Genomic DNA, 17,919 nt, shown 5'->3' on the forward strand with positions numbered 1-17,919 from the left:
TAGCTAAAGCAATACGGTTCTCTCCTAAACGATCTATCTTCCACCATTGCGGAATTTTTGTGTATATGTCTTAACATCCTGAGCGTTCTTGACCCGGTTACGGGCCCATTCCAGCAATATCCGGTCGATATAACGAAAATGAACCTTCCCCGCAAATACGGATTCCTTGAGTGCTAACAGAATCAGCTCCTCAGGATATCGGTCTTGATCCACCCAGCTGGAAATCGTCTCACATTCCATTGGAGACAGCGGGCGCCCGAATTCCTTCTCGAAAATACTGAATAGATTCCGGCTTTCCTCTTTATCTCCAAGAGAAGAAGGAGATATGGGGGGAGTTCCGAATCCTCCACCTGACGCAGCAGCCCGGGGAGCTGATGTTGCATATGCCCCCTTGTCCTTATCTTGCTCATTTTCTTGTACAGCTGTCGCAAGATAAGCACCTAGCTTTCCATATAGCCCTGAGAAATTGTAGCGTTCATAATGGATATCTCTTAGCTCATCGTTGTCTCCATCGATGCTAATGAAACCCTCCTTCATGAGCTTCTGCAATTCTCCGGCCAGAACGGAAATGCTACGACCAGTTACGACCTGAAGCTCCTCCAGAGAAGGGAACTCAATCCCTTCCACTTGCCTGAAGGAGAGCAGATGAATCAGCAGCATGGCTTCACTTCCGCTTAAATTCAGCTTCCGGTAATACTTCAGTAAAGCGTAAGGTATGACGGCCATTCCGTTCTCCAGACCGAAGGAGACGCCTTCGCTCCAGGTACTCCATGTCTTGCCGTCCATGTGCTTCCCCCTTTGTTCAAATCCTAAGAACTTATGGGTAGAGGCGGTACAGTGTACGTGGGAATGGAATAGTCTCACGTACATGGTCAAGACCACAGATCCAAGCTACAGTACGCTCAAGCCCAAGTCCAAAACCGGAGTGAGGTACAGATCCGTAAGTACGCAGATCCATGTACCATTTATAAGAATCCATCGAAAGATTGTGCTCTTTATAACGCTCTTCAAGCAGCGCAGGATCATCGATCCGCTGTGAACCCCCAATAATCTCTCCATAACCTTCAGGAGCGATCATATCAGCACACAGTACGACTTCAGGACGATTTGGATCCGGCTTCATGTAGAACGCTTTGAATGAAGCAGGATAATGAGTAATAAATACAGGTTTATCGTATGCTTCAGCGATTGCTGTTTCATGAGGTGCACCAAAATCATCACCCCAAGCAATATCTTCAAAGCCTTTATCATTCAAGAACTTGATCGCATCGTCATAAGTAATGCGTGGGAATGGTGCTTTGATATTCTCCAGCTTGGAAATATCGCGGCCTACCGCTTCCAACTCCGCACGGCAATTCTTCAATACGGATTGCACTACGAAGCTAATAAACTCTTCCTGAACCTTCAAGCTTTCTTCATGATCTGTGAAGGCCATTTCCGGCTCGATCATCCAGAACTCGATCAAGTGGCGACGAGTCTTAGATTTCTCCGCACGGAAGGTGGGTCCAAAGGAATATACACGGCCCAGTGCCATAGCTGCAGCTTCCATGTACAATTGTCCGCTTTGGGTCAGGTAAGCATCCTCATCGAAGTATTTCGTGTGGAACAAGTTAGTAGTTCCCTCTGCTGACGTTGGCGTCAGAATCGGAGGATCCACCTTTGTAAATCCGCTCTCGTTGAAGAACTGTTGGATTGCCCGGATAATCTCCGCACGAATAACCAGAACAGCCCGCTGCTTCGAGGCACGGAGCCAGAGGTGACGGTGATCCATCAAGAAATCAACGCCATGCTCTTTCGGAGTAATTGGATAATTCTCTGTAAGGTGCAGAACTTCAATTCCGGTAACAGTCATTTCAAAACCGGATTGACTGCGAGGCTCCTCACGAATAATACCGGTCACATACAATGAGCTTTCCTGTGTGAGGCTCTTAGCTGCATCCCATACCTCTTCAGGCACTTCTGATTTCACTACAACTCCCTGAATATAACCTGTACCATCGCGAAGCTGCAGGAACTGAATTTTACCACTGGAGCGCTTGTTGTTTACCCAACAACCGATAACAACACTTTCTCCAACATGTTCATTCACGTTCTTGATTACACTCTTGTTAGCCATGCCTTCAATCTCTCCTCTAATTTAGCCGTTAATTCCTTGCACAATACGGTTTGTATCACGTGCGATGACAAGTTCTTCGTTAGTCGGAACTACAAGCACCTGCACTTTGGAATCTACCGTAGAGATACGACGCGGGTCGCCGGAGCGAACTTTATTAGCTTCAACATCCAACTCAATACCCAGGAACGTAAGGTTATTTAGCAGTTTCTCACGTAGCAATGAAGCATTTTCACCAACACCAGCAGTGAATACGATAGCATCTACACCGTTCATAGCAGCCGCATAAGAACCGATATACTTGCGCAAGCGGTACTCATACATTTCAAAAGCTAGCGTGGAATTAGGCTCACCTTTTTCCATACCCTCAATAATATCACGCATATCACTGCTTACGCCCGAAATTGCTAGAAGTCCACTATGTTTGTTCAACATGGAGTTAACTTCTCCTACGGACAATTCTTCCTTGTTCATCACGTAAGGTACAATTGCTGGATCAAGATCACCACTGCGAGTCCCCATCATCAAACCTTCCAGAGGAGTCATACCCATGGAAGTATCCACAGACACTCCATCTTGAACTGCAGTTACACTACCTCCGTTACCGATATGACAAGTAATGATCTTCAGATCTTCCAACGGACGCTCCAAGTACTCCGCAGCAGCTTTGCTTACGAAGTCGTGTGATGTACCGTGTGCGCCATAACGACGAACTTTATATTTATTGTACAGTACTCTAGGAATCGCGTACATATAAGCTTTTTCAGGCATTGTTTGATGGAATGCAGTATCGAATACAACAACCTGCGGTACACCCGGCATATTTACTTCAGAAGCCGTAATCCCCATCATTGCTGCTGGGTTATGCAGGGGTGCAAGGTCAAACAATTGACGAATTTTAGTCTTGGCATCAGCGTCCACAAGTGCGGAAGCTTTGAAGAATTCACCACCATGTACTACACGGTGACCCACAGCATTGATTTCTTTAATGGATTCAATAACGCCATGCTCTTTATCCGTTAGGCAAGCTAGAACTTTACGAATCGCTGTGTTATGCTCCAAAATTTCACTTACTTCTGTTACTTCAGCTTTACCAGTAGGTTTATGGTTCAGAATGGAGGAATCCATCCCGATACGTTCCACCAAACCTTTAGCCAAAACGGATTCATCAGCCATATTGTACAATTGATATTTTAAAGAAGAACTACCGGAGTTAATTACTAGAATATTCATATACGGTCACCATCCTTGTCGTACTGGAAGAAGCCTTCGCCTGATTTCATACCCAATTGTCCTGCACGCACCATCTTCTTAAGGATCGTGGAAGGACGATATTTCAGCTCACCATATTCACGGAACATATTTTCGAGTGCAGCAAGAACCGAATCCAGACCAAATCTGTCAGCCATTTCAAGCGGTCCATATTGGAATTGATAACCAATACGCATAGCATCGTCAATATCCTGTGCGGAGGCAACGCCCTCTTGCAGTACATGCATAGCTTCGTTGATAAACAAGCAAATGAGGCGTGATGTTACAAATCCTGGGGATTCATAAATCATTACACCTTTTTTCTCAACAATTTCATCAACAAAGGATTTTGTATCTTCAAAAGTAGCATCTGAAGTTTTCAGACCGCGTACAATTTCAACAAGATCCACTTTAGCTACAGGGTATATGAAATGCATTCCGATCACGCGTTCCGGATACATTGTAGAACTTGCAAGTTCAGTCAAGCTAAGTGTTGACGTATTGCTGGCAAGAATAATGTGGTTTGGACATACTTGATCCAGTTGATTCAATATTTTTTTCTTTTCTTCTAAATCCTCAACGATTGTTTCGATAACCATGTCACAAGAGCTCAGCTCTGCGAAATGTGTCACTTTTTGAATGCGGCTAAGAATCAGCTTTTTCTCAGCTTGAGTGATCGCCCATTTCTCCAGTTGCTTATCTAGACTTGTCTCGATCATTTCGTAGGAGTAGTCCAGTTTCTCAGGGGTTTTCTCCACCAGCAATACATCCAGGCCCTTGGCTGCCAGCATTTCGGCAATCCCTTGTCCCATTGTGCCACCGCCGATGACACCAATTTTCTTGAAATTCATAAAAAAGTCTCCATCCTTTCAGGTATCTATACTTTTGTATTGTACCTTGTCTGTCGCAAAAATTTATAAAGCCCGACATATAATGATATCTTAGCATGCCTGAAAAGTAAAAAAAAATAACCAGCATAAATATTTATGCTGGTAAACGCACGCTGTCACGAAATTGACATCGAAATTGCTCTCCAGAGAGCACTTCTTCCTTCATTAAAATGTCAAGGGAGTAATCAAATACATTTCGTTGCTTTTCAAGGTGGTCGTGAGTACGTACCATCAATTCATCCAATATTTTACTGTTTTCCTTCATAAGCTCTTCAGTGGTAACCATTTCCAACTTGGCGATGCCCAACGAAGTCAATCCGGATTTCATCATGGTTTCGACAATATTCAGGGCCTGATCAAAATCGCCACGCGAACCTGTGCTTCTTCCGCCATAATACATTTCTTCTGCAGCCGCTCCACCAAGTGCGATCATAATCTGATCTTCTAGATAATCTTTGGTGTACAAATACTGCTCTTGCTGAGGATTGTGACGTACATAACCAAGGGCTTGCCCCCGCGGAGTCAGCGTAACCTGACTAACACTTCCCGGACGAAGCAGTTCTGCCATAATGGCATGTCCCAATTCGTGGATTGCCACCCGTTTTTTCTCTTCGTGGTTAGTTTCTCTGTCCGTTTTTTCCCCCATCATAACCTTGTCAATCGCCATCGACAGATGCCGCTGCTCAACCTCTGTCAATTCCTCACGCATCATATAAATTGCTGCCTCATTCATAACACTTTCGAGCTGAGCACCGGAAAAACCATAGGCTTCTTCGGAAATTTTGTCGAGGTTCACATTGGCATGAAGCGGCTTATTTTTGGCATGTAATTCGAGAATCGATCTGCGGCCTTTTTTATCAGGCATGTCCACTTGAATATGACGGTCAAACCGGCCAGGACGCAGCAATGCTGAATCAAGCATTTCTTTACGGTTAGTGGCTGCTACCAGTAGAATGCGTGGTGTTTCATTGTTATAGATCCCGTCCATCTCAGTCAACAGCTGATTCAAGGTCTGATCATATTCTCGTTGCTGTCCGCCTTCACGCTTACCGCCAATTACGTCAATTTCATCTATGAAAATAATAGCGCTTTGCTTGTTTTCCTTAAGGGCGCGGGTACGGGCATCCTTAAACAAATCGCGGATACGGCCGGCACCGACACCTACGTACATTTCTACAAACTCACTGCCTGATGCTGCAACAAATACAGAGTTCGTATAATGTGCTGCTGCTCTAGCCATAAGGGTCTTACCTGTTCCTGGAGGGCCTGTAAGCAGAATCCCTTTCAAAGGCCGAATCCCGAATTTGCTGATTTCCTCATGCCGGATCAAAAAATCCAACGCTTCACGAAGCTCCTGTTTTGCATTGTCTTGCCCGCCAATTTCTTCAAAAGTAAGCTTTGAAGGTCCATCCTTCTTGCGTTTCTTCCCGGCACCTGCATTTACCGCAAGTCCGCCTCTTAAATGAGCAATGATAAGTAAAGCCGTGAGCATCCCAGCAGCAATTACAATCGGGAATATATTAATGCCTAGAAAAGCCATGAAAATAAACAAGACAGGAACAAATCCGATTAGAATTTCTTTAAGGTATTTAGGCATTATTCCATACCCCCAATGTCGCAGGTTTTCGCGGCAAAATAATAAATTTGCTTTCTTTTCCATTACTCAAGCTTACATAGACATTATTGTCGTCAATTTCTGTTGAGGCTATCACATTTTTATATTGCGGATATTGCGCTTTGAGTCCATCAAGTTCTGTGGGTATAAGTGTATATTTACGGCTCTCCATGGCTTCAGCTACAGAGAACATCGCTTTATCCCAGTATTCATCCAGCAATTCACTGGAGTTCTGTTCTACATCAAGTTTTAGTGTACGTCCATCAATCATCGATTTTCCTTCTTGGGAGACGTACTGAACCAGCTCACGTAATTTCGTGCCTGGCTGGAGATCAAGTTTCAAAGTGACCTCATTGCGGTTAATACTGATATGAGAATTATTGACGCCCTCATATTGAGATACAATCTTCTGAAGTGGTTCCTGCATTGCAAACTGACGATACAAAAAGAAGCCACCAAACAATAGAGTAGCCGACAGTAGAGACGTTATCAGCACAGGTACAAGACGTAATTTCAAGAAACGTCCTCCTCTCAAAGATGACAAAATATAAAGCTCATTATAATAATTTATAGCTACTTGAGAGCTCATCAGAGAGACTGAAGTCTCTTATTGCTGTTCTAATTACAAGTAGTAGTATATCACAGGTGTATATACTAATTTCAAAATAAATGTGAATATATTTAAAATTTAATTTTTTAAATATTTCCATCAATACCAAATAAATTCCTCACTTTCGACAAAACCGGCCTTGATTTTTAATCAATCGGCCTATTTTCGTATGTGAATTTAAGAGAATATTCGATGATAACCACCCATTCAGTATATCACTTAGTATATCACTTTTGTACATCAAATAAATGTAAACAAGCGAACTTATTATAAGTTCGCTTGTTTACTATGACACCCTTAATTTCCTTATGTTCAGCTTAACTTTTAGGTAAACTGTAACCTTCGCCCATTCGGGACCCATCCGAAAAGCGATAAAATTGATAATAATACCGACCGCTCTGTTTATAAAAAAGCTGCCAAGCATACTCTCCGTTATATACTCCCGGCAGCAAGCGTTCAATCGTTATGTCCGGAAGATCAGCTTTGATAATGCCGCGTATTTGGGCTTCCGAGGTTCCTTTACTTAGTTCCTCAGCAAACACTGCGTCGTCGCCTTCAGCAAATTTTCCATCTACCGTAAAGCGGACCCAGACCATAAGAGCAGTCCCGGCTTCATTTTTCCCTGTTAATACCCAGTACACTGCATTTTCATCCCAAACCGATTTTTGTGCTTTGGTTACCTCTGTTAGACCCGCTCTGGTTTTGGCAACATCCTTAGCGATATCACGCTCGTTCCATTGATCTTTCATAATATAGGCATAGAACTGGATAAGTCCAAACCCCAGGAGCAGAATCAGAACTGACCCCAGGAGGATCCATTTTTTCCTTTTCTTCAAGGTACAGCTCCCTTTCTAGTAATATATCTTTTTTGATTATATAACACACCCGCGTGTTTATCCAAAATTTCATAATTTTCTAGCTTTCCCAGCCTTAAAAATACACAAAAGGCCGCAACTTTTGCTAAAAGCAAAAAGTCGCAGCCTATTATTTATTCGTTATTCTCCAGACTTAACGCTTCAATAAACCTTCGAAGGCTTCTTGCGCTTTACGCCGGATAGCTTCCTCATCCAGGGTTAAGCATTGTCCATGCTTGATGACCTGTTTACCATTCACCCACACATGCTCAACATCCTTAGCGCTAGCAGAGTAAACCGCATGAGACAACAGATCTGTGTGTGGCAGCAAATGCGGCTGATCGATATCAATAGCAATGAAATCTGCTTTCATCCCTACAGCAAGTCTGCCTACATTATTTAAAAAGATGGACTGCGCGCCATATTCTGTAGCCATACGCAGAGCCTCTGGAGCTGGAACAGCCGTTGGATCACCGCTGACACCCTTATGAATGAGAGCTGCAAGCCGCATCTCTTCAAACATATCCAAGTTATTGTTGCTTGCCGCGCCATCCGTGCCAAGAGACACCTTCACACCAGCTTTTAGAAGATCAGTAACCCGAGCCACTCCGCTAGCCAACTTCAAATTACTGCCCGGATTATGAGATACACCCACATTATGGCGAGCCAAGATCTCAATCTCTTCATCATTTAAATGAACACCATGTGCAACTATCGAGGGACGTGTGAACATGCCAAGCTTCTCTAAGTGAGCTACAGGACGCAACCCGTAATCCGCCACATTTTGTTCCACTTCACGTTTCGTTTCGGACATATGCGTATGCATCGGTAAATCCAGATCATGCGCTGCCTGCACGAACTTAACCAGGAAGTCCGGAGGGCAAGTATAAGGGGCGTGCGGCGAGATCATAGTAGTAATTCTGCCTTCAGCCTTTCCATGCCAGTTACGGGCAAAAGAAATCGCTTCCGCAAGCTTGTGATTCTGTACATCCTCTGGACATAACCCGATCACACCACGCATCAATACGGAACGGATACCTGATAACTCAGCTACCTCGGCTACTCGGTCCATATGATCATACATATCGAGGAAGGTCGTAGTTCCACCCTTCAGCATTTCCAATACAGATAAGGAGGTTCCCCAGTATACATCATCACCGGTGAACTTTTCCTCCATTGGCCACATCTTCTCCTGAAGCCACACTTGTAGCGCTAAATCATCTCCATATCCACGCAGCAAAGACATCGCCGCATGACCATGTGTGTTTACAAGTCCAGGCATGAACAGCAGACGGCTGCCATCAACCACTTGCACTCCAGCTTCCATCTGAGGCTCTTCTTTTCCTATGTAAGTGATTAAATCATCTTCAATAGTCATATATCCACTCAGAACCGGCTCATCCGTTCCCGGAGTCAGAAAATACCCGCCCTTAATTATCGTTTTATTGTTGTTCATGTTCGCTTTCTTCCTTTCCATCCCGCAAGTAATAAGCAAGACTTTGCAGATCAGTTGTAAAATCAGCTGCATGCACCCGGATATTCGGTGGTGTCTTCAGAATCACAGGGGCAAAGTTCAAAATCGCTTCAATCCCAGAAGAAATGAGAATATCTGCTACATTTTGAGCTTCTGAATCAGGTACGGTAATAATGGCAATGCGAATACCTTGCTCACGAATCGTGCTGCCTAGTTCATCCATCGGTTGCACAGTAAGGGAGTTGATCTTACGTCCAACCTTAGGAGCGTACGAATCAAATATAGCCGTGATTTTCATAGTATCTTTAAGATATGCATTGTAATTAGACAAGGCATGTCCGAGATTACCTGCTCCAACTAAAGCTACATTAAGCTGTTGATCCAGCTTCAGGATATGACGGATTTTCTCAATAAGATACGTTACATCATAGCCGATACCTTTTCTGCCGAAGTCACCAAAATATGCTAAATCCTTACGAATCTGTGCGGGATTAAGATCAAGCTTTTGTCCAAGTTCCTGAGAGGAAACTGTTAATATTTCGCGATTCTGGAGATCATTCAAAAAACGCAAGTACACAGGCAGTCTGCGAACAACGGCTTCTGATATTTTATCCGATTTCATATTTTTCCTCCTAAAAATAGTAATGTTCTTGTGAAAATCCATATTCAAACGTCTACCTCTCCTTATTAAGGACGGTACTGTAACACACCGCCCTTAAGGATAAGGAGGAGCTAAACTGAAGACGAGCGTTTTAAGAAGCGCCGCCATCCTCTAGCCATTCCGCTATGCGAGGGACCATTTGATCAGTAAGCATATGCTCCATTTTGGGACCAGGCAATGAATAAAGGAAATACTTCCCGTAATGAGATTCAATAACCCTTGTATCATAAACAATAACTATTCCGCGATCCTGCGCCGTGCGAACCAGTCTTCCGAATCCCTGCTTAAAACGAATAACCGCTTGAGGAACAGATAATTTCATGAACGGATTCTTCTTCTGGGCCTGTAATAACTCCGACTTCGCTTCCGCCAACGGGTGATTCGGCGGTTGAAACGGAAGTCTCACGATGGCCAGGCAAGTCAGTGCTTCACCTGGAATATCTACACCTTCCCAGAAGCTGCTCGTCCCCAGCAATACGGATGCTGCACTGTCCTGAAAGCGGCGGATCAGCTTGCTCCGGCTGCCACCTTCCACGCCTTGACCAAGCACCGTAATCTCTTGTGAGGCTAAAGCCTCTTTAAGCGGATCATATACCTGACGCAGCATTTTATAAGAAGTAAACAGAACCAGCATCCGCCCACGTGTTGTTTTAGCAGCTTCCGATAATGACTGTACGAGTGTATCGACAAATCGAGCATCGCCCACACTGCCCTTCACACTAGGAAAATCACGCGGTATAACTAACAGTGCCTGCTCGCGATACTTAAAGGGAGAAGGAAGAAGTGAGGTCATTAGACGTCCTTCTTCCGCAGCTTCGTTAAGTCCGAGATTATCAATCATAAATTGAAAAGATTTATCTACAGACAGCGTCGCCGAGGTAAGCACGATGCTTTTTTTCTTATCGAAGAACAACTCTTTAAGCTGGCTGCTAACATCCACAGGGACAGCATACATCTGCAGTGATTTGCTGCGGTAATTCCCATTTGCCTCCAGCCAATATACTACATTATCGTCATTCAGCCCCATAAAGAATCTTACTTGCTCACGGATGGAAGCCAAATCCTTAAATAAACCGCTAATATCAGTAACAAGACTGTCTGCTGAGGATTGGCTTTCCTGGTCGCGCATCTCGTTAAGCATTTTATCACCCTTACGGATGATGTCGCTTAACGTCAGATTCATAGTGTTCTCTAGTGCAACCAATTCATCCCAATCCTTCGGCTTACGGGCGGGAATCAAACGCATAACCAGTTGTCCCGCTTCCCCTGCCCCTGCATCACTGCGTTCCGGCAAAAGGCTGAACAGCTTGTCGCTGAGTGCATCCCAGGTTTCTTTGACGGTAAGCAGATCCGGGTAGATCCGATCGATGACTCCGCTCCATTCTGAAGCCTCTTCACTGCCTGACGACTGTAATATCTGGCGCAGAGCAGGAAGCTGTCCGTTTCGGCTATCTTTATACAGCCGCGATAATGTGTGTGCCACAGTGAAATGCTTCATATGCATGCCAAGATGTTTACCAGCCACATCTTCTAAATGATGTGCTTCATCAATGACAAGATGCTCGTAAGCCGGAAGCAGCTGGTGCCCAGCCTTAACATCTGCGAATAGCTTGGAGTGGTTCGTAATAACCACGTCAGCAATCCCAGCTTCATGCTTGGCCCTATGATAATAACATTTGCGGAACCAAGGACAAGAACGGCCCAGACAGGAATCGGTATCGCTTGCCACCGTCTCCCAGAAATCACCGCCCCGGCCGCTTAAATTCAGCTCTTCATCATCCCCTGATTCACTTTGAGTGAGCCATACAATCATCTGAGCGGCAGTAAGCGCATCTTCCCTTGGGCTTATAAAGTCCTTTTTATTAATTTTATGCTCAAACTTACGCAGACACAAATAATGCCCTCTTCCCTTAAAAATAGCAGCTTTAAACGGAAAAGGAACTACCTGCGTTAACAAAGGGATATCCCGCTCGCGCAATTGGTCCTGCAGATTAATGGTATGAGTGCTGACCATGACTTTTTCATTGGTGCGAACGCTTTGATAAATGGCAGGCAACAAATAACCGAGCGATTTACCGGTTCCTGTGCCCGCTTCGATCAGTAGGTGTTTGTCTTCGGCAAGTGCCGTCATCACCTCATTGATCATAATATCCTGAGCTTCCCGGCTTTCATACTGCGGTAATGTGTCTTTAAGTCGTTTGGTTACTTCGTCCATATAATCAGTAAAAGATAAATTCGCTAGCGGATTCTCAGCATGCTCATCTCTAGGTGGCGCTAACTCCGTCCAATCTCCTACTGCAAGCGCTAATTGACGATAGAAAGTCAGATCACCTTCGGGCTGTAGCGTCTCCGCTTCCCGCTCTCGCAGCAGACCATCAAAGTACCAGCCCAGATCACTATCCTCTTCGGTAAACAGCTCACAGAGTCTCTGGATCGTAAGCAGCGGCAGCTCGTAGAGCTCCTCAAGACATTTCAACAGCACTAAAGCAGTCGCAAGTGCATCACTATCTGCCTGATGCGGATGATCATGTGTCACTCCAAAATGAGCACTGACAGAGCTTAGTTGATAAGATGTGAGCGAAGGAAAGCAAATTTTCAGAAAATCAATCGTATCCAAAATCCGCCCTTGAAATGGCAAATAACCACAACGATCTAAAGCATTTTGTAAAAAATGGAAGTCGAAAGCGACATTATGCCCTACAAGCACAACATCATCCAAGAGCGGAACAAGCTCCATCATCATCTCATCCAGCTCAGGCGCATCCTTAACATCATCATCGGTAATCCCCGTCAGACCTGTTATAAAAGGAGGAATCGGCGTTCCGGGCTTGACATAGGAACCATATACCCGGGAGATGGACCGGTCTTCTTCTATAATTGCAAGGCCAACCTGGATAATTTCACCCACGGATTGGGTTCCTGTTGTTTCAAAATCAAGCACGGCAAATTTCATTATAATTCTATTCCCTTTCAATTGAGACTCTTAATCAGCATAACAGAAGTTGCGAAAAAAGGCGATGCACACCACTGGTTCAGGGGATGCATCGCTTGAATGGAAATTTCCAAAACCGTTATTCTTTTACAAAAGGGAAACCAGCTGATTTCCAAAATGCAGCTTCCCTCCACGACGGCGGCATACCTCTAAGTTAACGTTTGGTTCCGGAAGCGCAGGGTCATGCTGCAAAGCAAGATCAAACAATTCCTGCGCTTCATTGAAACGTTCCTGTGAGGCTCGTATGCACCCTAAAGCATTATAAACCATGGCTTTCAGCTTGGTTTCCCGTATCAAGCCCAGCATATGGTTCAGATGACTCCAAGCGGCCTCACCGTCACCTTCCTGCAGATAAGAGATGGCTAAATATAATCGAGCAGCCAAGCTATCCGGGTATTGCGCAATAACTTCTTTAAACTGATCAATACACTTTCCATACATCAGCAGCTTATAATACCCCTGACCTCTTACAAAGGAATCCATACACAGCTCTGGTGCTTCCTGTTCCGGCACTTCCTCTTCGACCACTGCTGTAAAATCCGCACTTTCGCGAAAGGAACTAAGCTTCTCAGCAAAAGCGAGCCATTCATCCATCACTTTGTCGCTCAGTCTATGCAGCATATTATAATTGCATAAAAGCTCGTTCCGGCGGGCACCCTCCGCTGTAGGGTAATCTGTTACGATCTCCTGAAGCACCTTGTTCATTTCAGCAAACAAATGTTGAAACATGGGCGATCCCCCTTACTGAAGATGAAATCAGTTCAGCTTGCCTGACTTCATTTTCTGCGAGATCGAGGTCTTTCATCCCTGCCATTCATTACATGGCGTAAGTCCATACATTATGCGATTGTAGCATGCAATTCATGATCAGCCAGCTTCACTGGTTTGTTATTCTCATCCACGAATACCACCGTTGGCTTATGTGACTCCAGTTCTTCTGAGGACAACATCGCATAGGAAATGATAATTACTGTATCGCCCGGCTGAACAAGACGAGCTGCGGCACCATTAAGACAGATCACTCCGCTTCCACGCGGTCCAGGGATTACATAGGTTTCCAGTCGCGAACCATTGTTGTTATCCACAATTTGAACTTTTTCATTCTCAAGAATGTCCGCGGCTTCCATCAAGCTCTCATCAATGGTAATACTGCCCACATAGTTCAAATTCGCTTCCGTTACTGTTGCGCGGTGAATTTTGGATTTCATCATATGTCTAAACAAGTGCAGCAACCTCCTTTGGAATAAATACATTATTATCAATCAAGCGTGTTCTGCCAAACTTCACGGCGAGCGCTATAATAATTTCCCCATCCACTTCTGATAAAAGAGCTTCATCCTCTAATCCTTCAAGATCCGGGAATGTTAAGATCTCCGCGTAATCAATCAACGCTAAAGGGGAGCTGGAAATAACCGATGTCAACAATTCCCGCACTTCAGCAACGGTTGTTACTTTTCCTTCTTCAATGGACTGACGCGCTTCACGTAAGGAACGAGATAACACCAATGCCTGACTACGCTCCTCTGGAGACAAGAATACGTTACGTGAGCTGAGTGCAAGTCCATCCCCTTCACGAACGATCGGACAAGGAATAATTTCGACATTCATATTAAGATCGGACACCATTCGACGAAGCACAGCAACTTGTTGAGCATCCTTCAGCCCAAAGAAAGCATAATCCGGCTGTACGACATTGAAGAATTTATTAACTACTGTGGTTACACCATCAAAATGCCCAGGGCGGGAAGCCCCACAAAGCCGGGTAGTAAGCTCCGATACCGAGACCGTAGTCCGAGTAGGCTGCGGATACATTTCTTCCACACTGGGGATAAATACAATATCTACTCCCTCACGTTCAGCGAGTTCCAAATCACGACGCTCATCACGCGGATAGGAATCATAATCCTCGTTTGGCCCGAATTGCAAAGGATTCACAAAAATGCTCATTACCACTGTGTTGCTCATTTCTCCAGCCCGGCGAAGCAGACTGGCATGTCCGTCATGCAAGTATCCCATCGTAGGAACGAACCCAATCGGGGCGTGCCCACCTTGTCTCATATACTCCAAAGCTTCGCGCAGCTGCTCCATGCTTCTGACGACTCTCATTTATTTCCCTTCCTTTCTTGCAGCGCCATATAAAGATTCCAAAACCGTTTCATCTGCATTAAAAACGTGACGTTCATCTGGGAAGGAACGTTCCTTTACTTCCTTCACATATTGGCTGATGCCCTCACGAATTACATTACCCACATCCGCATAGGTTTTGACAAAACGTTTCTCACGGTAAGGTGAGGCATACCGCAGCAAATCATGGAAAACCAATACCTGTCCATCACAGTAACGGCCTGCACCGATCCCAATGGTTGGGATGCTAAGCGCTTCAGAGATCGCTTGGGCTACTTCTTCCGTTACCAGCTCCAGAACGATTGCAAAAGCACCTGCGGCCTCAAGCGCCTTAGCTTCATCCATCAGGCGTTGCGCATCTTTGGCATCTTTGCCTTGAATCCGGTAGCCACCAATCATATTCACGGATTGCGGAGTAAGCCCGATATGTCCCAGTACAGGGACTCCCGCAGCTACCACCGTAGCTACAGTCTCACAAATCTCGAGTCCACCTTCCATTTTGACGGCATGAGCCCGCCCTTCCTGCATTAATCTGCGCACTCCCCGCAGAGTTTCATCTACACTTCCGTGATAAGTCATAAATGGCATATCCGCCACGATAAAGGTGCTTTGTGCTCCTCGAGTTACCGAGCGGGTATGGTACACCATATCTTCAATCGTTACCGGTAAAGTTGTATCGTATCCAAGGACTACATTCCCAAGAGAGTCACCAACCAAAATAAGGTCGATACCTGCTTCTTCTGCAAGAACTGCAGACGGATAATCATAAGCGGTCAGCATGCTCAGTGGCACACCTTCTGCTTTCATTTTTTTCATTTTTACAATATTTAGCGCTTGTTTGTTTGCCATTTCTCTTTTCGTCCTCCTTTTTTAAGTAACCTGCCCGTAAAAATCGCAACAAAAAAACCTTTTAGCAATCATTTGCTAAAAAGGTCCGAAGGGCAAAAAAGAGTCACTTGCGATCGTCCCTTCTGTCTCGGTCCTTACGGCTCAGAGCAGAATCCAACGTAACCGTCAAACGCAGTTATGAAGGTATTTCCAATAATAAAAATATAAAAAAGTTCTTCAGTTCAAGAGTACAGTTCGTTAAACGATACCGCCTCCGACCCATAGTATAACAAAAAAAGCTCGGAATTACACGAAAAAAATATGACAAGGGATGATACCCTTGTCATATAAAAAATATTATAAAAGTTCAATCTCACCTGAGCATACGTTAGAGATCTCTCCCAAGCTGTTTTTAAGCAGCAGACCACCTATTTCATCCAAACCTACTACCACACCTTCAGAACGCCCCTGAGGGCTATTCAGTGCGATCTGGCGACCCAAAGTCACTGACATAGACTCCCAGAGCTCTTTGATAGGTTTAAAACCTTGCTTCATGTACAAATTGTAATGCATCTCCAGCTCGTCCAAAACCGCTTTTACCAGCTCAGAACGGTCAACTGGAGCACCACCCCGCTCAATCCGAAGTGAAGTCGCGACCTCCTGCAGATGATCAGGATAATCTTCCTCTGTCATGTTCGCGGAAATGCCAATTCCAGCAATGCAATAATGAAGCTCCCCTTCTCTTAGAGAAGATTCCAGTAAAATCCCACAAATCTTACGACCGCCTGCGAGCAGATCATTCGGCCATTTGATGCCGGCATCTACACCTGTTACCCGTCGAATTGCCTTACAGACGGCAACCCCAGCCAGCAATGTCAGCTGCGGAGTCTCCGACAAGGGTAATTGGGGCCGTAACACAATACTCATCCAAATGCCCTTGCCACGGGGAGAAAACCACTTTCTTCCCATTCGGCCTCGGGCGCCCGTCTGTTCTTCCGCGATGACAGTTGTCCCTTCCGGCGCGCCGTTTTCCGCTAAAAACTTAGCTTCTTCTTGAGTGGACACCACAGATTCCAGCAACTGAATGACGCCTACCCAATTCGAAGCGGAGGTCTCTCGCTTCAGCTCAGTTAGCGACAGCGCTTTATCATCGCTCATGTCTATCCATCCTTTTTGCTTCAAGCAGTAATAATTGTTTATCGTTAGGTAAATCACCTGAAGCGACCGCTTGCAGGAGTCCATTTAACATTTTGCCTAGCCATGGTCCCGGACGTTTGTCCAAAGCCTCCACCAGCTCATTGCCTGTAATCTCAAGCTCTGAAAGGCTGGTTAGCGGCATTTGCGCGATCCATTCTCTTGCCGCTTGTACATTTACAGCGGCAGGTGTTGTTGAGGCCTCTGTCGATTCCACGACGGAAAAGGCAGAAGAGGCCGCAGTAGGAAGTACAGGTGCGGCTGCTGGCAGGATCGCCAGCAGCGAGAGCCACCCTTCGGCGGCTTCCACGCCGAAGACCAGCACGGCGGCGATCCATTGCCGCCGCAGACCTTCCATGCTGCCCGTACCCGGCGGCATGGCCTCTATCGCAGCGGTCCAAACTTCGCGGACCCGCAGCACCTGGACGACGCCGCTCCGCGTCGTCCCCGAGAACGTCCATGCCCGCAGCAGCACATCGGCCTCTTGGGCCGACTGCTTCAGGGCATGGAGGAGAAGCGCCCACCGCAGGCGGGCGCTCTCCAGTTCCCCGATCCCGGCCGTTAAGGCGGCAGCAGCCGCCATATCGGTTCCGGTCCAGGGGAACGGGGCTTTGCCGCGCGCCAGCAGCTCGCAGCGCGTTAGCATGCCGAGGCCGCGCAGAAGATGCGGCCCCTCGACGATGCGGTCCAGCTCCGCGCGGACACGCTCCACAGCAATATGCGCCAGCTTATCCCGCTGGCGCATCAGGCCCCTCCACGTGTTCTTCGCGATGGAGAAATCCAGCACCGATGCAAAACGAATGCAGCGAAGCATACGAAGCGCATCTTCGTCAAACCGCTCCTCCGCATCGCCTACACAGCGAATCACCTGCAGCTGTAGATCCTTCTCACCCTCAAAAGGATCAATAAGTTCCCCATTTAATCCACAGCAAATCGCGTTGATCGTGAAATCACGACGACGAAGATCCTCCTTCACATCGTTGACGAAAAAAACATGCTCAGGACGACGGTGGTCTACATAACCACTCTCTGTCCGGTATGTCGTCACTTCAAACCCACAACCATCCTGTATCACGGTGACCGTACCATGAGCTAATCCTGTTGGCACACTGCGCGCAAAGATAGCTATCACTTCCTCCGGCAGTGCTGAGGTTGTAATATCCATATCATGCACTGGCCTACCCAATAGCTCATCGCGAATACATCCTCCAACCCAATAAGCCTCGTGACCATTTTGGGTTAACTCGGCAATTACAATCTCCGCTGCAATTGCCATCGCAGAAGGTGCCATTGTCCATTCCATATATGACTCC

Annotated in this window: 16 protein-coding genes; all 16 read right to left on the bottom strand. The window is 45.9% G+C overall.

The features are described 5' to 3' along the window. Positions 1-33: 33 nt before the first annotated feature. On the bottom strand, positions 34-786 hold the full coding sequence (locus NST40_RS21280; RefSeq protein ID WP_076192183.1) for a DnaD domain-containing protein: 753 nt from the start codon (positions 784-786) through the stop codon (positions 34-36). A gap of 31 nt (positions 787-817) precedes the next feature. After that, positions 818-2,116, bottom strand: coding sequence for an asparagine--tRNA ligase (gene asnS, locus NST40_RS21285; RefSeq protein WP_036676308.1), 1,299 nt, complete (start codon positions 2,114-2,116; stop codon positions 818-820). Between the two features lie 21 nt (positions 2,117-2,137). Continuing rightward, positions 2,138-3,346, bottom strand: a complete 1,209-nt coding sequence (locus tag NST40_RS21290) for an acetate kinase (RefSeq protein WP_036676305.1) — start codon at positions 3,344-3,346, stop codon at positions 2,138-2,140. Then, the gene (locus NST40_RS21295; RefSeq protein WP_036676304.1) at positions 3,343-4,215 is read right to left on the bottom strand and encodes a 3-hydroxyacyl-CoA dehydrogenase NAD-binding domain-containing protein; all 873 of its coding nucleotides are present in this window, start codon (positions 4,213-4,215) and stop codon (positions 3,343-3,345) included. The genes NST40_RS21290 and NST40_RS21295 overlap by 4 nt, the downstream gene beginning before the upstream one ends. A gap of 133 nt (positions 4,216-4,348) precedes the next feature. Further along, positions 4,349-5,851 (bottom strand): AAA family ATPase, encoded by a 1,503-nt coding sequence (locus tag NST40_RS21300; RefSeq protein WP_076276715.1) that lies wholly within the window; start codon positions 5,849-5,851, stop codon positions 4,349-4,351. Next, positions 5,844-6,386: a hypothetical protein gene (locus tag NST40_RS21305; protein ID WP_076127549.1), complete on the bottom strand. Its 543-nt coding sequence runs from the start codon at positions 6,384-6,386 to the stop codon at positions 5,844-5,846. Before NST40_RS21305 ends, NST40_RS21300 begins: the two co-directional genes overlap by 8 nt. 410 nt (positions 6,387-6,796) lie before the next feature. Continuing rightward, positions 6,797-7,315: a DUF5590 domain-containing protein gene (locus NST40_RS21310; RefSeq protein ID WP_036676299.1), complete on the bottom strand. Its 519-nt coding sequence runs from the start codon at positions 7,313-7,315 to the stop codon at positions 6,797-6,799. A 172-nt stretch (positions 7,316-7,487) separates the two neighbouring features. Beyond that, positions 7,488-8,789, bottom strand: a complete 1,302-nt coding sequence (locus NST40_RS21315) for an amidohydrolase (protein ID WP_076183988.1) — start codon at positions 8,787-8,789, stop codon at positions 7,488-7,490. Then, positions 8,776-9,429, bottom strand: a complete 654-nt coding sequence (locus NST40_RS21320; RefSeq protein ID WP_036676294.1) for a redox-sensing transcriptional repressor Rex — start codon at positions 9,427-9,429, stop codon at positions 8,776-8,778. Before NST40_RS21320 ends, NST40_RS21315 begins: the two co-directional genes overlap by 14 nt. A 130-nt stretch (positions 9,430-9,559) precedes the next feature. Continuing rightward, complete coding sequence (gene dinG / locus NST40_RS21325; RefSeq protein WP_339244208.1) at positions 9,560-12,421, bottom strand: ATP-dependent DNA helicase DinG; 2,862 nt, start codon at positions 12,419-12,421, stop codon at positions 9,560-9,562. A gap of 126 nt (positions 12,422-12,547) precedes the next feature. Further along, a complete protein-coding gene (locus tag NST40_RS21330) occupies positions 12,548-13,189 on the bottom strand; it encodes a hypothetical protein (RefSeq protein WP_076127543.1) in 642 nt (213 codons plus the stop codon). A gap of 110 nt (positions 13,190-13,299) precedes the next feature. Beyond that, positions 13,300-13,683, bottom strand: a complete 384-nt coding sequence (gene panD / locus NST40_RS21335) for an aspartate 1-decarboxylase (RefSeq protein WP_036676288.1) — start codon at positions 13,681-13,683, stop codon at positions 13,300-13,302. Next, positions 13,676-14,566 carry a pantoate--beta-alanine ligase gene (gene panC, locus NST40_RS21340; protein ID WP_076218403.1) on the bottom strand — a complete coding sequence of 297 codons (891 nt, stop codon included), beginning with the start codon at positions 14,564-14,566 and terminating at the stop codon, positions 13,676-13,678. Before panC ends, panD begins: the two co-directional genes overlap by 8 nt. After that, entirely contained in the window at positions 14,567-15,433 is an 867-nt protein-coding gene (gene panB, locus NST40_RS21345) for a 3-methyl-2-oxobutanoate hydroxymethyltransferase (RefSeq protein WP_342409988.1), read from the bottom strand. It abuts the gene before it with no gap. 336 nt (positions 15,434-15,769) lie between these two features. Next, positions 15,770-16,570, bottom strand: coding sequence for a biotin--[acetyl-CoA-carboxylase] ligase (locus NST40_RS21350; RefSeq protein WP_076127538.1), 801 nt, complete (start codon positions 16,568-16,570; stop codon positions 15,770-15,772). Further along, positions 16,560-17,909 (bottom strand): CCA tRNA nucleotidyltransferase, encoded by a 1,350-nt coding sequence (locus NST40_RS21355; RefSeq protein WP_341003271.1) that lies wholly within the window; start codon positions 17,907-17,909, stop codon positions 16,560-16,562. Before NST40_RS21355 ends, NST40_RS21350 begins: the two co-directional genes overlap by 11 nt. Positions 17,910-17,919: the final 10 nt, after the last annotated feature.

Origin of the sequence: Paenibacillus sp. FSL R10-2778 (genome assembly GCF_038593035.1) — a bacterium.
In the GTDB taxonomy this organism is placed as follows: domain Bacteria; phylum Bacillota; class Bacilli; order Paenibacillales; family Paenibacillaceae; genus Paenibacillus_AQ; species Paenibacillus_AQ odorifer.